We start from the raw sequence: 14800 nt of genomic DNA on the forward strand, positions 1-14800 counted from the left end.
CCAGGCCGCTCCAGGCGGCGAGTTATAGGTATAAGAAAAGGCTCAGAACCACAGGCGCGCGCCGACGACCCAGCGCACTTGGCTGATGTCTTCGTCGTCCTCACGGGCGTAGTGCGCCGTCTGGCCATAGGTGCGGTTCCAGCTGACCCCCACGTAAGGCGCAAACTCGCGGCGGACTTCGTAACGCAGCCGCAGGCCCAGTTCACTGTCCGACAAGCCCGCGCCCACGCCGCGCCGCGGATCGTTTTGCGCATAAAAATTGAGTTCGGCGGTCGGTTGCAGGATCAGGCGATGGGTCAGCAGGACGTCGTAATCCCCCTCCAGTCGCGCGGCGGTACGCCCCGACTCGCCGACAAACAGCGTCGCCTCGGCTTCGAAGTTGTACAACGCCATGCCTTGCACGCCGACGGCGCCCCAGGTTTGGCTGTCACCGGGCTTGAAGTCCTGGCGCACGCCGCTCACCACGTCCCACCACGGGCTGATCGCATGCCCCCATAGGGCCTGGGCTTCGGCGCTGTCGGTACGCCCGGCGCTGCGCTCACCTTCGCTGCGCAGCCACAGCCGGTCGACGTCACCGCCAATCCAACCCTTGACGTCCCAGTTCAACGCAGCACTGCCTTCACCACCTTGCCATTCCAACTGGTTGAGCAGCAGCATCGAATGCACGGCGCTGTCATGCACCAGGTGCCCGCCCGGCTCGTTGTACACCGCAGCGCGGTCGGCGTCGGTCAGCGCCGGGATCGGTGTGCGGCTTTCGGTCAACGCCGGCACCGCCGGGCTCATCCCCTGGAACGCTTCCTCGGCAATCGCCAGCGGACTGAATACCAGCGCCATGCAAACCGCTAAAACACGATGGCTCATACTCGCCTCCTCATTCATGCACGCGCACTTCGCGGAACATGCCCATTTCCATGTGGTACAGCAGGTGGCAGTGATAGGCCCACCGGCCCAGGGCATCGGCGCTCACGCGGTAGCTGCGACGCGAGCCCGGCGGCATGTCGATGGTGTGTTTGCGCACCTGGAACTGGCCGTTCTCGTCCTCCAGGTCGCTCCACAGGCCATGCAGGTGAATGGGGTGGCTCATCATGGTGTCGTTGACCAGCACCAACCGCACGCGCTCGCCATAGGTGAGCTGCAAGGGCTCGGCATCGGAAAACTTCACGCCATCGAATGACCAGGCGAATTTTTCCATGTGCCCGGTGAGGTGCAACTCGATGGTCCGCGCCGGATCGCGGCCATCAGGGTCCTCGAAGGTACTGCGCAGGTCGGCATAGGTCAGCACCCGCCGACCATTGTTGCGCAGGCCGATGCCGGGGTCGTCGAGCTTGGGCACCGGGTTCATGGCTTGCATGTCCACCAGCGGGTTGTTCGCCTCGCTGGCCGCATGGCTCTGCATCGGCATCGGCATCGGCATCGCGCCCATGGCGCTGTGGTCCATGCCTTCCATGCCGGGCATATCCGCCATGGCGCCGTGGTCCATGCCGCCCATGCCCATGTCTTGCATGCTCAGCCAGACACGCGGATCAAGCGCCGGCACCGGGGCCATCGCGCCGGCCTGCCGGGCCAGGGTGCCTCGGGCAAAGCCGGTGCGGTCCATCGACTGGGCAAACAGTGTGTAAGCCTCAGCCGTGGGCTCCACCAACACATCGAAGGTTTCGGCAACCGCGATGCGAAACTCATCCACGCTGACCGGCGTCACCGGCTGGCCATCGGCGGCGATGACGGTCATCTTCAAGCCGGGAATACGTACATCGAAATACGTCATCGCCGAGCCGTTGATGAAGCGCAGGCGCATCGTCTCTCCGGCCTGAAACAGCGCGGTCCAGTTGTGACGCGGCGGCTGGCCGTTGAGCAGGTAGGTGTAGGTTTCACCGCTGACGTCGGCGAGGTCGGTGGGGTTCATTTTCATCTGCGCCCACATCCAGCGGTCGGCGACGGTGGCCGACCAGCCCTGCCTGTCCACATCGCGTGCAAAATCACTCACGGTGGGTTTGTGCAGGTTGTAGTAGTCGGACTGCTTCTTGAGGGTTTTCATCAGGGCGACGGGGTCTTCGTCGGTCCAGTCCGACAGCATCACCACGTAGTCGCGCTGGTAGGTATAAGGCTCGGGTTCCCTGGGGTCGATCACCAAAGGGCCATACACGCCCTGCTGCTCCTGGAATCCAGAATGGCTGTGGTACCAGTACGTGCCGTGCTGCTTGACCTTGAACTGATAGACAAACACGCCACCCGGCTCGATGCCCTTGAAGCTCAGGCCCGGTACGCCGTCCATGGTCGAGGGCAGGAGAATGCCGTGCCAGTGGATCGAGGTCGGTTCGGCCAGGCGGTTTTTCACGCGCAGGGTCACCGTGTCGCCCTCACGCCAGCGCAACAACGGGCCCGGCAGGCTGCCGTTGATGGTCAATGCGGTGCGTGCCTGGCCGGTGAGGTTGACCGGCGTCTGGTCGATAGACAGATCGAAGTCAGTGCCTGCCAGCACTGTGGGTTGGCCTGGGCTGCTCAGCGCCCAGACCGGGGTACGCCAAAGCCCGAAACCGCCCAGCAGGCCGCCGGCGGCCAGGCCTTTGACGAAAGTGCGTCGAGAAGTGAGAGGGTGCATGCCAATTCAAGCCCGTCAGTTGAATGGCAGCAGATTAGGCGGCGCCGGCTGTCAGCAACCTTAGCGCCAGATTACCGATCCGACAGTTTCGCGCCGGCCATGCGGGTGCCGGCGCGTGACAAGGTCAGGCGATTTGCGCTTTGGACGCCACGTCAGCGAAGGTCTGCGGGTCCAGTACGTCGGCCTGCTCATCCAGCACCTGGCGCGGATGATCATTGCCCGGAATGGAACTGTCGATCAGCGCCAGCAATTGCGCGCCCAGCGCCGTCAAAATGAAATTCTCGCCATTGCCGCCTTCTTCCTCCGGGCGTGATTCGATGAAACCGCGCTTGAACAGCAGCGCCTCGTAATCGGCAGCGGTCTTCTTCAGCGCATCCAGATTGCCGGTGTCCTCGCCCGCCGTGGCCTTCTCGGCCGCTTCCTGTTCGGCGTATTTGCGCGGCGCAAAGCTGCCTTCGCCGTTCTGCACTTCATGCAGCAGACGTTCGATCAAATCCCAATTGTAAGTCGTCATCCTGATTCCTCCTGCGGGCCTGAGGAAAGTAGCCCGTCAGTAGAAGTGACCCTGCGCGCCTGTGGCCGTTCAGACCAACCGACGGGCGTCATTTCTCTGAACTTTCCAGACGTTCGCCACCTCAACTGAGCATCATCGCCAAGGAGGTCCGATCATGAACACCCTGAAAAACCTGGCCATCGCCGCCACGCTGCTCACCGCCCTGCCCGCCTGGGCCTGTACGCCCGACGAGGCCACGGCCAAGCGCGAAGCATTGGCCAAGGAAGTGACCCGACTCACCGAACAGAACCCGGCCAAAGCCAAGGAGATGAACGACGAGCTGCAAAAGATGGACCTGGACACTGAAAGCGCGCAATTCCCCGACAAGTGCCAGTTGATCGACGCCCGTTTGCAAGAGCTGAAAGAAGCTGCCGCCAAAGCGAAAAACTGAACGTATAAAAAAACCGGACAACGTCCGGTTTTTTTACATCAGCCCCGTATTACTCGGCAGCTGGCGCTTGCGGCTTGCGGCGCTTGAGCGGCGCCATGCCGTCCTTGCTGACGAGCGACAGGTTGTCGGTCTTCGGGCGGTTGGCGATCTTGCGCTTGGTCGGCGACTTGGCGCCGGCTTTCTTCTTGTCGCCCTTGGCGTCGGTCTTTTTCTTCTTCACGCCAACGGCCTTGCCCGACGCCTTGACCTTTTTCGGCCCGGTGTAGGTGCCTTTGACTTCCTTGATGGTGCGGCGCTCGAAAGACTGCTTGAGGTAGCGCTCGATGCTCGACATCAGGTTCCAGTCGCCGTGGCAGATCAGCGAAATGGCCAGGCCATCGTTGCCGGCTCGCCCGGTACGGCCAATACGGTGCACATATTCGTCGCCGCTGCGTGGCATGTCGAAGTTGATCACCAGGTCCAGGCCGTCCACGTCCAGACCGCGCGCGGCGACGTCGGTAGCCACCAGGATCTTCACGCCGCCCGCCTTGAGGCGGTCGATCGCCAGCTTGCGGTCCTTCTGGTCTTTCTCGCCGTGCAGCACGAACGCCTTGTATTCCTGGGCCACCAGGCGGCCGTAGATGCGGTCGGCGGCGGCACGGGTGTTGGTGAACACGATGGCCTTCTGATAGGTCTCGTTGGCCAACAGCCAGTTGAGGATCTGCTCTTTGTGCACGTTGTGGTCGGCGGTGACGATCTGCTGGCGCGTGGTTGCGTTCAGGTCGCTGACGTTGTTGACCTGCAGGTGCTCGGGGTTGTTCAGGACCTTGGCGACCATGTCACGCAGGGTCGAACCGCCGGTGGTGGCGGAGAACAGCATGGTCTGCTGACGGTTGACGCATTCAGCGACCAGGCGCTGTACGTCGTCGGCAAAGCCCATGTCGAGCATGCGGTCGGCTTCGTCGAGCACCAGCACTTCGACTTCCTTGAGGTCGAGGTTGCCGGCGTTGAGTTGCTCGATCATGCGGCCCGGCGTGCCGATGAGGATATCCGGCACCTTGCGCAGCATGGCCGCCTGGACCTTGAAGTCCTCGCCGCCGGTAATGATGCCGGACTTGATAAAGGTGAACTGCGAGAAGCGCTCGACTTCCTTCAGGGTCTGCTGGGCCAACTCGCGAGTCGGCAGCAGGATCAGTGTCTTGATACTGACGCGGACCTTGGCCGGGCCGATCAGACGATTCAAAACCGGCAGGACGAAAGCGGCGGTCTTGCCGCTGCCGGTTTGTGCCGTCACCCGCAGGTCACGCCCTTGGAGCGCGAGCGGGATGGCCGCTGCTTGCACAGGCGTAGGCTCGACAAATTTCAGCTCGGCCACGGCTTTGAGCAGGCGTTCGTGCAGGGCGAATTGGGAAAACACGGGTGCTACCTCGAAGAAATACAAAATATCAGCTGCATAGGGTAACGGTTTCGGGCGTCCAAACCGAGTTTCTTTACGCGAACGGTGCCAAACAGCTGCTTTTTTGTCAGGGAGTTTGTCCGCGCCGTCAACTTTGTCGCACTTAAATGCTCTAATCGCGCCCGTCTTGTCTTACAGAAGAATCGGTTCTACCCATGGATATCAAACAGCTCTGGCGCAACGTCCAAGACCTCTGGGGCGCCCTCGACCAACACCCGCTGCTGCATGCCAGCCTCGGTTTCGTGGTGTTGCTGGTAGTCGCGCTGCTGCTCGGACGCGTCGCGCGCTACCTCATCCTGCATGCGGTCAAACTGCTCGGCCGCCAGCCAGCTTTGCACTGGCTCAATGACCTGCGGCACAACAAAGTCTTCCACCGCCTGGCGCAGATGACGCCGTCCCTGGTGATCCAGTTCGGCCTGTACCTGGTACCGGACCTGAGCAAGACCGCGATCCTGTTTATCGGCAACGTGGCCCTGGCCATCTCGATCCTGTTCCTGGTGCTGGCGATCAGCGCCCTGCTCAATGCCCTGCTGGACATCTACGCCCGCACCGAACACGCCCGCACCCGCTCGATCAAAGGCTACGTGCAGTTGGCGAAGATGGTGCTGTTCGTGTTTGGCGCGATCATCATCGTCGCCACCCTGATCGACCGTTCGCCCCTGTTGCTGCTGTCGGGCCTGGGTGCGATGTCGGCGGTGATTTTGTTGGTGTACAAGGACACCCTGCTGTCGTTCGTCGCCAGTGTGCAACTGACCAGCAACGACATGCTGCGCGTCGGCGACTGGATCGAAATGCCCCAGGTAGGCGCCGACGGCGATGTGGTGGACATCACCCTGCACACGGTCAAGGTGCAGAATTTCGACAAGACCATCGTCTCCATCCCCACCTGGCGGCTGATGTCCGAGTCGTTCAAGAACTGGCGCGGCATGCAGGCCTCGGGCGGGCGCCGCATCAAGCGCAGCTTGTTCATCGATGCGAGCGGCGTGCGCTTCCTGCATGACGACGAAGAAGCGCGCATGACCCAGGTGCATTTGCTCACCGACTACATCAGCCGCAAGCAGGCCGAGCTCAAGGCCTGGAACGAAGCCCAGGGCCACAGCGCGCAACTGTCGGCCAACCGCCGACGCATGACCAACCTGGGCACCTTCCGCGCCTACGCCCTGGCCTACCTGAAAAGCCATCCGGACATCCAGCCGAACATGACCTGCATGGTGCGCCAGATGCAAACCACCGCCCAGGGCGTACCGCTGGAGATCTACTGCTTCACCCGCACCACGGCGTGGGCCGATTACGAGCGCATCCAGGGGGATATCTTCGATTATTTGCTAGCGGTGCTGCCGGAGTTCGGCTTGAGTTTGTATCAGCAGCCGAGTGGGAATGATTTAAGGGCGGGGATGTTGCCTGCCGTGCTGGGGGCCAGCCAACTGCCTGCGCCGGAAAAAGCCACGATCTAGAGCGATTCAGCGCAGCCTTTCAAGCGCTGCGCTGTCCCCTCGATCTTTAGCTGGGTCCTACTTTTTCTAACATTGCCTGATCGGCCTGACGCTTCGCCGCTTCCTTCCAGTTACGCCAATCAACCAGCGCAGCGGGAAGTCGGTCATGGCCTTTGATCCAAACGCATAGTCCCGGGTCGATCCACTGAACGATCTCTGTGATATCTCGATGCAGGTTGAAAAGCGGCTACCACAGAAGCGGCTCGTGATGAAAGCAACGATTTCGCAGATCCCTGGCATTATTCAAGCGGCTGCGGATAACGTGTGCCTTTTTGGCGTTTTTTGGGCAGTAGAAAAACACCTTCATCAAAGGCTTGGAGACGTCCGGAAATGCTCTACGGTTGAACAGTGAAGTCCAGAAGCCGAAGCTCAACTCAGCGGTGATTTCGTCCGGACCAGGATTTACACCTCTTTTCTGAAGCGCCGTACGCGCAGCGTCCACTTTTTGATAGCTGGAAAGAAGTTCCACATTGGTACTGGCCCTGAACACTTCATACCAGTCATCCCGCTGGTACTCTCGCACCATCTCGCGCTGGATACCGTTGCGTAAGCTCACTTCAAGCACGTGGAAAATCGAAACAAGGGATTCTGCAATCCGCATGTTGTGCACATAAGCTGCAGCCGCGTGATCTTGATTGCCCCGATGCCCTTTGAGATAGCGACTCATCCTTGGAGTGGAGAGCTTCGCCTCCAGCGTTTGCCAGACCATCTATACGCAAGCTCCTTTCAGCGCTAAGAAATGTCACAAGCACGAGCGATGGTACAGGCTGGTTTCTTCGCCTCAAAGCAACAAACTATTGCCAAATCATGGGGTAGCTCACCCGACGCGCCGCAAGGGGTTGACGTGCAAATCGGGGCTGGTAATCTACCCCCGCAGCCCTAGGAACCTCCACTCCCGTGCAACACGAAACGGTGATGAGACTAGGTTATGTGACGGCCCCGCTCTGCGGGGCCTCCTCATTTCTGGCGATTGCGTTTTTTGCTACGGCGCGCTTCCAGGCTCAGCGTTGCACAGGAGCCGGGTACCACAGAAGACGCAGGCATTCATTAAGTTTTGCGTGGCACAACTGCCCCCGCAGAACGCACACCCAACCGACTGATCCACACCGCCCCCAGAATCACCAACCCGCCCAACGCCAAACGCCCCAGCGGCTCGTGCTGGTTCCAGATCAGCAAATTCAGCAACAACCCCACCGGCACATGCAGGTTATTCATCACCGCCAGCGTGCCGCCATGCACCAGGCACGCGCCTTTGTTCCACCAGTACATGCCGAGCGCGGTGCTGACCAGGCCCAGGAATACCAGCACGCCCCATTGCAGCGGCGCTTGTGGCAGGAAGTCGGCCTTGGCGAACAACAGGAATGCCGGCAACACCACCAACAAGGCGCCGAGGTAGAAGTAGCCAAAACGCCGGTAATGCGGCAAGTCACTCGGATAACGCGCCACCAGGTGCTTGTACATCACTTGCCCGGCGGCGTAGGTGAAGTTGGCCAGTTGCAGCAGCACAAAGCCCATCAGGAAGTGCGGGGTGATCTGGTCGAAACGAATCACCGCCGCGCCCGCCACCGCCACCAGCGCGGCGACCAGTGCCCAGGGGTTGAAGCGCCGGTTGAGGGCGTCTTCGATCAGGGTCACGTGTAACGGGGTAAGAATGGTGAACAACAGCACCTCCGGCACCGTGAGCACGCGAAAGCTCAGGTACAGGCACACGTAGGTCACGCCGAACTGCAACGCACCGATCACCAGCATGCCGCGCATGAACGCAGGTTCCACCGAGCGCCAGCGGGTCAGGGGGATAAATACCAGCCCGGCCAACACCACGCGCACCAGCACCGCGAAGTAACTGTCGACGTGCCCCGCGAGGTATTCGCCGATCAAGCTGAAGGAAAATGCCTGTATCAGGGTGACAACCAGTAGATAGCCCATGCGCGCCTCGTTTCGAATGGGCGGGACATTAAAGGTTTTCGGCGCTTGAAGAAACTCGGGACAAAAAAAACCCGACCTCGCTAAAGCGTCAGTCGGGCAGGAGCACTCAGGAGCAACAAGTGCAAAGGGAGGTTCGATACGCGTACTTGAAGGGGTGGCGTGCAGCGATATAAACACCGCGCGATTACGTGGCGATTAAAGGATCACGCCACCTGGGCAATCAGCGCCTTGGCGTGATTGATGCCCTTCTCCTGGAAGTCACCGCTCAGGTTCACGCCTTCGGCATGAATGAAGGTGACGTCATGAATCCCGATGAAGGCCATGACCTGGCGCAGGTAGGGTTCCTGGTGATCGGAGCTGGCGCCGGTGTGGATGCCGCCGCGCGCGGTGAGCACGATGGCGCGCTTGCCGGTCAGCAACCCTTGGGGCCCGGTGGCGGTGTACTTGAACGTCACGCCGGCCCGCAACACATGGTCCAGCCAGGCTTTCAAAGTGCTTGGAATAGCGAAGTTGTACATCGGTGCGGCCATGACCAGCACGTCGGCGGCCAGCAACTCGTCGGTCAATTCGTTGGAGCGGTCGAGGGAGATCTGTTCGTCGTCGTTGCGCTCCTCCGCCGGTTTCATCCAGCCGCCGAGTAAATTGGCGTCCAGGTGCGGCACCGGGTTGAGGGCCACGTCACGCACGGTGATCCGGTCCGCCGGGTGGGCGGCCTGCCATTGGCTGATGAACTGCCGGGTCAGTTGGCGGGAGATCGAATCCTGTTGGCGGGCGCTGCTTTCGATGATCAGAACATTGGACATGGCTTCGTAGGCTCCATCTGAAACTGCTGTAAGTCGATGGAGAAAAGATTAACCAGGGCTCATTCGATAAAAAAGCGCAAAAAACTGCTGCAACCCATCTAGAAATTTGTTGATAAGCGGAGTATTCCTGTCGGCATGCTCCGCTGCCGTTTTATTTCGGCGCGCAGTCCAGGGCAATGCGCATCTTGATAATGGCGCGGTTGAACTTGGCGGTGGTGTTGGTGCTTTTGCCCGCCGGTACCGTGACCATGCGACGACGCGGCGCTTCCGGGCCGTTGGTGAAGATGACCGAACACACGGCGTCTCGGGTGCCGTAGTTATTGAGTTGAATCGAACTGATGTCGCCGTCCACATCGGAGGCGGTGTAGTCCACGCTCACGCCCTCGATCTTTTTTGTCACGTCGATGGGGTAGGCAAATGCGCTCATCGGCAACAGCGCCAGCAACACACAACACAATTTTTTCATTCGGCAGTCTCCAATAAGGACCGCCAGCTTAGGACAAGAGGAACCTATCTTGAAAGCGCCCCGCGTTACCCTCGATCAATGGCGCACGCTGCAAGCCGTGGTCGACCATGGCGGCTTCGCCCAGGCGGCCGAAGCGCTGCACCGTTCGCAGTCCTCGGTGAGCTACACCGTGGCCCGCATGCAAGACCAGCTCGGTGTGCCACTGCTGCGCATCGACGGGCGCAAGGCAGTGCTCACCGATGCCGGCGAAGTGCTGCTGCGCCGCTCCCGGCAGCTGGTGAAAAACGCCAGCCAGCTGGAAGACCTCGCCCACCATATGGAACAGGGCTGGGAGGCCGAAGTGCGGCTGGTGGTCGACGCCGCTTACCCCAACGCACGCCTGGTACGCGCCCTCAGCGCATTTATGCCGCAGAGCCGTGGCTGCCGGGTGCGCCTGCGCGAAGAGGTGTTGTCCGGTGTCGAAGAGTTGTTGATTGAAGGCGTGGCCGACCTCGCCATTTGCGGTTTCAGCATCCCCGGTTACCTGGGCACGGAAATGAGCGACGTGGAATTCGTCGCCGTGGCCCACCCCGAACATGCCCTGCACCGCATGAATCGCGAGCTGAGCTTCCAGGACCTGGAAAGCCAGATGCAAGTGGTGATCCGCGACTCCGGCCGCCAGCAACCCCGCGATGTGGGCTGGCTCGGCGCCGAACAGCGCTGGACCGTCGGCAGCCTGGCCACCGCGGCGTCCTTCGTCGGCAGCGGCCTGGGCTTTGCCTGGCTGCCTCGGCACATGATCGAACGCGAACTCGCCGAGGGTGTGCTCAAGCAGCTACCCTTGGAACAGGGCGGCAGCCGCCACCCCACGTTCTATTTGTATTCAAACAAGGACAAACCCTTGGGGCCGGCGACGCAGATCCTCGTGGAACTGCTGCGCACCTTTGACACGGCCCCGCTGGATGCGCCTTTCGCCGCTCCCCGGCAAGCCTGAAACGGAGTTCATGCATGGCCTGGTTCGACCACGACGGCTGCAGCCTGCATTACGAAGAATACGGCCACGGCACCCCGCTGGTGCTGATCCATGGCCTGGGCTCCAGCAGCCAGGACTGGGAACTGCAGGTTCCGCTGCTGGCCAGGCACTACCGCCTGGTCGTGGTGGACGTGCGGGGTCATGGGCGCTCCGATAAACCGCGCGAGCGCTACAGCATCCCAGGCTTTACCGCTGACCTGCTGGCGCTGTTCGAACACCTGAACCTGCCCGCCGCCCATGTGGTGGGCCTGTCCATGGGCGGCATGATCGCGTTTCAGTTGGCGGTGGACCAACCCGCCCTGGTCAGGAGCCTGTGCATCGTCAACAGCGCACCCGAGGTCAAGGTGCGCAGCGCCGATGACTATTGGCAGTGGGCCAAGCGCTGGACCCTGGCCCGGGTATTGAGCCTGAGCACCATCGGCAAGGCGCTGGGTGAGCGGTTGTTCCCCAAACCGCACCAGGCCGACCTGCGCCGCAAGATGGCCGAACGCTGGGCAAAAAACGACAAACGTGCTTATCTCGCCAGCTTCGATGCGATTGTGGGCTGGGGCGTGCTGGAACGACTTTCCAGAATCACCTGTCCAACCCTGGTCATCAGCGCCGACCACGACTACACCCCCGTGGCCCACAAAGAAATCTATGTAAAACTGCTGCCCGATGCGCGGCTGGTGGTAATCGAAGATTCCCGCCATGCCACGCCCTTGGATCAACCCGACGTTTTTAACGCTACCCTGCTCGACTTTCTCAAGACCGTCGACACCACAACCCAGGATCACTGACCCATGCTGAAAAAAATCGCCTTCTTTGCCGGTTCCGTATTGTTTGCTGCCAACCTGATGGCGGCCGAGCCCGCCAAGGCGCCCCACGTGCTGATCTCCACCACCAATGGCGACATTGAAATCGAACTGGACCCGGTCAAGGCGCCGATCAGTACCAAGAACTTCCTGGCCTATGTCGACAAAGGCTTCTACACCAACACGATTTTCCACCGTGTGATCCCAGGCTTCATGGTCCAGGGCGGCGGGTTCACCCAGCAGATGTCGCAGAAGCCGACCGAAGCGCCGATCAAGAACGAAGCCAGCAACGGCCTGCACAACGTGCGCGGCACTCTGTCGATGGCGCGCACCTCGAACCCGGATTCGGCCACCAGCCAATTCTTCATCAACGTGGCCGACAATGCCTTCCTCGACCCAGGTCGCGACGCCGGCTATGCCGTGTTCGCCAAAGTGGTCAAGGGCATGGACGTGGTCGACATCATCGTCAACTCCCAGACCACCACCAAGCAGGGCATGCAGAACGTGCCCATCGATCCTGTCCTGATCAAGTCGGCCAAGCGCATCGACTGAGGTCGGCAGGAAGCTCCGCGCGCAGCCCACAAGGCTGCGCGCGCATCTGAAAGGAGAGCCCGCCCGGCGGGCGTCAACCCCAATGCTCTATCGTCGTTTTGAACAACTGATCGATATTTTCCGCGACGCGCCCAGCGAAGCCCCTCCCGATAAAGTCCTGCCCTTCTACCTCTACTACCTGCGCCAGGTGTGGCCGTGTTTTGCCGCGCTGCTGGTGGTGGGCCTGGTCGGCGCGTTGATCGAAGTCGCGCTGTTCAGCTACCTGAGCCGCATCATCGACCTGGCCCAGGGCACACCGCCCGCCAACTTCTTCCAGGTGCACAGCACCGAGCTGATCTGGATGGCCGTGGTCGCCCTGCTGCTGCGTCCGATCTTCAACGGCCTGCATGACCTGCTGGTGCACCAGACCATCAACCCCGGCATGACCAGCCAGATCCGCTGGCAGAACCATAGCTACGTGCTCAAGCAGAGCTTGAATTTCTTCCAGAACGACTTCGCCGGGCGCATTGCCCAACGCATCATGCAAACCGGCAACGCCTTGCGTGACTCCGCGGTGGCAACGGCGGAGGCCATCTGGCACGTGTCGATCTACGCGATCACCTCCCTGGTGCTGTTTGCCGAGGCCGACTGGCGCCTGATGATTCCGTTGATCACCTGGATCATCGGTTACTGCCTGGCTTTGCGCTACTTCGTGCCGAGGGTCAAGGCGCGTTCGGTGATTTCTTCCGAGGCACGTTCCAAACTGATGGGGCGCATCGTCGACGGCTACACCAACATCACCACCTTGAAGCTGTTCGCCCATACGCAGAGTGAGCAGGAATACGCCAAGGAAGCGATCGTCGAGCAAACCGAAAAAACCCAGCTGGCGGCACGCGTACTCACCAGCATGGATGCAGTGATCACGGTGCTCAACGGCCTGCTGATCGTCACCACCACCGGCCTGGCCCTGTGGCTGTGGACGCAGTCGCTGATCTCCGTGGGCGCCATCGCCCTGGCCACGGGCCTGGTGATCCGCATCGTCAATATGTCCGGCTGGATCATGTGGGTGGTCAACGGTATTTTCGAAAACATCGGCATCGTGCAGGACGGCCTCAAGACCATCGCCCAGCCGCTGGCGGTGGTCGACCGCGACAACGCCCCGCGCCTGAACGTACCCCATGGCGAAGTGCGTTTTGAGCAGGTGGATTTCCACTACGGCAAAAAGAGCGGGATCATTGGCGGCTTGAACCTTGAGATCGGCGCCGGTGAAAAGATCGGCCTGATCGGCCCGTCGGGTGCGGGCAAGTCGACCCTCGTCAACCTGCTGCTGCGCCTCTACGACCTGCAGGGCGGGCGTATCCTGATCGACGGCCAGAACATCGCCGACGTGGCCCAGGAGTCCCTGCGCGAGCGGATCGGCATGATCACCCAGGACACCTCGTTGCTGCACCGCTCGATCCGCGACAACCTGCTGTACGGCAAACCCGACGCCACCGATGAAGAACTCTGGGCCGCCGTGCGCAAGGCCCGCGCCGATGAGTTCATCCCGCTGCTGTCGGACGCCGAAGGCCGCACCGGGCTGGACGCCCATGTGGGCGAGCGCGGGGTGAAGTTGTCCGGCGGCCAACGCCAGCGCATCGCCATCGCCCGGGTACTGCTCAAGGACGCGCCGATCCTGATCATGGACGAGGCCACCTCGGCGCTGGACTCGGAAGTGGAAGCGGCGATCCAGGAAAGCCTGGAGACCCTGATGCAAGGCAAGACGGTCATCGCGATTGCGCACCGCTTGTCGACCATCGCGCGGATGGACCGCCTGGTCGTGCTGGAGAAAGGCCAGATTGCCGAGAGCGGCAGCCACTCCGAACTGCTGGCCCACAAGGGGCTGTATGCCCGGTTGTGGCAGCACCAGACCGGGGGGTTTGTCGGCATCGACTGAAGCACATTTATGCCCTGGATTTGTCCCGAAACCCTGCTGTAATCAGTGCAGTGCCCAGAGGGGCGCTGAAGTAAATCTGCAGGGAGCATCACTGATTTACTGCTTCGGTAGAGCGATCTATCAAGGACGTGCGGCATGTCGTTGTTCAAGCGTTCAGTCACAGAGGGATTGGGTACGTTTTGGCTGGTGTTGGGCGGCTGCGGGAGTGCGGTGCTGGCCGCAGCGTTCCCTGCGGTCGGGATCGGGTTGCTGGGGGTGTCCCTGGCGTTCGGGCTCACGGTGCTGACCATGGCGTTCGCCATCGGTCATATCAGCGGTTGTCACCTCAACCCGGCGGTGTCGGTGGGGCTGGTGGTCGGCGGACGGTTTCCGGCCAGGGAGTTACCGGCGTATATCGTGGCGCAAGTACTCGGCGGGGTTGTCGCCGCCGCGTTGCTGTACTTGATCGCCAGCGGCAAGCCGGGCTTTGAACTGGCCGCAGGCCTGGCTTCCAACGGCTATGGCGAGCATTCGCCGGGGGGGTATTCGATGACCGCGGGGTTGGTCTGTGAGCTGGTGATGACCGCGATGTTCGTGCTGATCATCCTCGGCGCCACTGACCCGCGCGCGCCGAAGGGCTTCGCCCCCATCGCCATCGGCCTGGCCCTCACATTGATCCACCTGATTTCCATCCCCGTGACCAACACCTCGGTCAACCCGGCGCGCAGTACCGGCCCGGCGCTGATCGTGGGCGGATGGGCGATCCAGCAACTGTGGATGTTCTGGCTCGCGCCGATCCTCGGCGCGGTAATCGGCGGTATTACCTATCGATGGCTGGGCAAGGAGGAAACTGACACCTGAAACTCCCGTAGCAGCCTTGAT

Annotated in this window: 15 protein-coding genes; 7 read left to right on the top strand and 8 right to left on the bottom strand. The window is 61.4% G+C overall.

Going from position 1 to position 14800, the window contains the following annotated elements; all coding sequences use genetic code 11:
* Positions 1 to 42 precede the first annotated feature (42 nt).
* The 3 genes from PSH66_RS21400 to PSH66_RS21410 form a co-directional block, all read right to left on the bottom strand.
* A complete protein-coding gene (locus PSH66_RS21400; RefSeq protein WP_305427605.1) occupies positions 43 to 861 on the bottom strand; it encodes a copper resistance protein B in 819 nt (272 codons plus the stop codon).
* 10 nt (positions 862 to 871) lie between these two features.
* The gene (locus PSH66_RS21405) at positions 872 to 2599 is read right to left on the bottom strand and encodes a copper resistance system multicopper oxidase (protein WP_305427606.1); all 1728 of its coding nucleotides are present in this window, start codon (positions 2597 to 2599) and stop codon (positions 872 to 874) included.
* 124 nt (positions 2600 to 2723) lie between these two features.
* Positions 2724 to 3113, bottom strand: a complete 390-nt coding sequence (locus PSH66_RS21410) for a transcriptional regulator (protein WP_305427607.1) — start codon at positions 3111 to 3113, stop codon at positions 2724 to 2726.
* Positions 3114 to 3267: 154 nt separating this feature from the next.
* Between PSH66_RS21410 and PSH66_RS21415 the strand changes: the two genes are divergently transcribed.
* On the top strand, positions 3268 to 3543 hold the full coding sequence (locus PSH66_RS21415) for a hypothetical protein (RefSeq protein ID WP_141063568.1): 276 nt from the start codon (positions 3268 to 3270) through the stop codon (positions 3541 to 3543).
* Positions 3544 to 3592: 49 nt separating this feature from the next.
* Here PSH66_RS21415 and PSH66_RS21420 read toward each other — a convergent pair whose 3' ends face one another.
* The gene (locus PSH66_RS21420; protein WP_141063567.1) at positions 3593 to 4939 is read right to left on the bottom strand and encodes a DEAD/DEAH box helicase; all 1347 of its coding nucleotides are present in this window, start codon (positions 4937 to 4939) and stop codon (positions 3593 to 3595) included.
* 194 nt (positions 4940 to 5133) lie between these two features.
* Here PSH66_RS21420 and PSH66_RS21425 point away from each other — a divergent pair, with 194 nt between their 5' ends.
* Entirely contained in the window at positions 5134 to 6432 is a 1299-nt protein-coding gene (locus PSH66_RS21425; protein ID WP_305427608.1) for a mechanosensitive ion channel family protein, read from the top strand.
* A 226-nt stretch (positions 6433 to 6658) separates the two neighbouring features.
* Here the strand turns inward: PSH66_RS21425 and PSH66_RS21430 are convergent, their stop codons facing one another.
* From PSH66_RS21430 to PSH66_RS21445, 4 genes are all read right to left on the bottom strand, one after another.
* A complete protein-coding gene (locus PSH66_RS21430) occupies positions 6659 to 7180 on the bottom strand; it encodes an Abi family protein (RefSeq protein WP_305427609.1) in 522 nt (173 codons plus the stop codon).
* Positions 7181 to 7518: 338 nt separating this feature from the next.
* Complete coding sequence (locus PSH66_RS21435; RefSeq protein ID WP_305427610.1) at positions 7519 to 8397, bottom strand: carboxylate/amino acid/amine transporter; 879 nt, start codon at positions 8395 to 8397, stop codon at positions 7519 to 7521.
* 203 nt (positions 8398 to 8600) lie between these two features.
* Entirely contained in the window at positions 8601 to 9200 is a 600-nt protein-coding gene (locus tag PSH66_RS21440) for an FMN-dependent NADH-azoreductase (protein ID WP_003175416.1), read from the bottom strand.
* Between the two features lie 151 nt (positions 9201 to 9351).
* The gene (locus PSH66_RS21445; protein ID WP_305427611.1) at positions 9352 to 9666 is read right to left on the bottom strand and encodes a 3-phosphoglycerate kinase; all 315 of its coding nucleotides are present in this window, start codon (positions 9664 to 9666) and stop codon (positions 9352 to 9354) included.
* 49 nt (positions 9667 to 9715) lie between these two features.
* Between PSH66_RS21445 and PSH66_RS21450 the strand changes: the two genes are divergently transcribed.
* From PSH66_RS21450 to aqpZ, 5 genes are all read left to right on the top strand, one after another.
* Positions 9716 to 10639 (top strand): LysR family transcriptional regulator, encoded by a 924-nt coding sequence (locus PSH66_RS21450; protein ID WP_003175418.1) that lies wholly within the window; start codon positions 9716 to 9718, stop codon positions 10637 to 10639.
* Between the two features lie 14 nt (positions 10640 to 10653).
* A complete protein-coding gene (locus tag PSH66_RS21455; protein ID WP_078825642.1) occupies positions 10654 to 11457 on the top strand; it encodes an alpha/beta fold hydrolase in 804 nt (267 codons plus the stop codon).
* A gap of 3 nt (positions 11458 to 11460) precedes the next feature.
* The gene (locus PSH66_RS21460; RefSeq protein WP_078825643.1) at positions 11461 to 12024 is read left to right on the top strand and encodes a peptidylprolyl isomerase; all 564 of its coding nucleotides are present in this window, start codon (positions 11461 to 11463) and stop codon (positions 12022 to 12024) included.
* Between the two features lie 82 nt (positions 12025 to 12106).
* Positions 12107 to 13939, top strand: a complete 1833-nt coding sequence (locus PSH66_RS21465) for an ABC transporter ATP-binding protein (protein WP_141063563.1) — start codon at positions 12107 to 12109, stop codon at positions 13937 to 13939.
* Positions 13940 to 14074: 135 nt separating this feature from the next.
* The gene (gene aqpZ, locus PSH66_RS21470; protein WP_003175423.1) at positions 14075 to 14779 is read left to right on the top strand and encodes an aquaporin Z; all 705 of its coding nucleotides are present in this window, start codon (positions 14075 to 14077) and stop codon (positions 14777 to 14779) included.
* Positions 14780 to 14800: the final 21 nt, after the last annotated feature.

The organism is Pseudomonas sp. FP597, from assembly GCF_030687435.1.
Classification (GTDB): domain Bacteria; phylum Pseudomonadota; class Gammaproteobacteria; order Pseudomonadales; family Pseudomonadaceae; genus Aquipseudomonas; species Aquipseudomonas lactucae.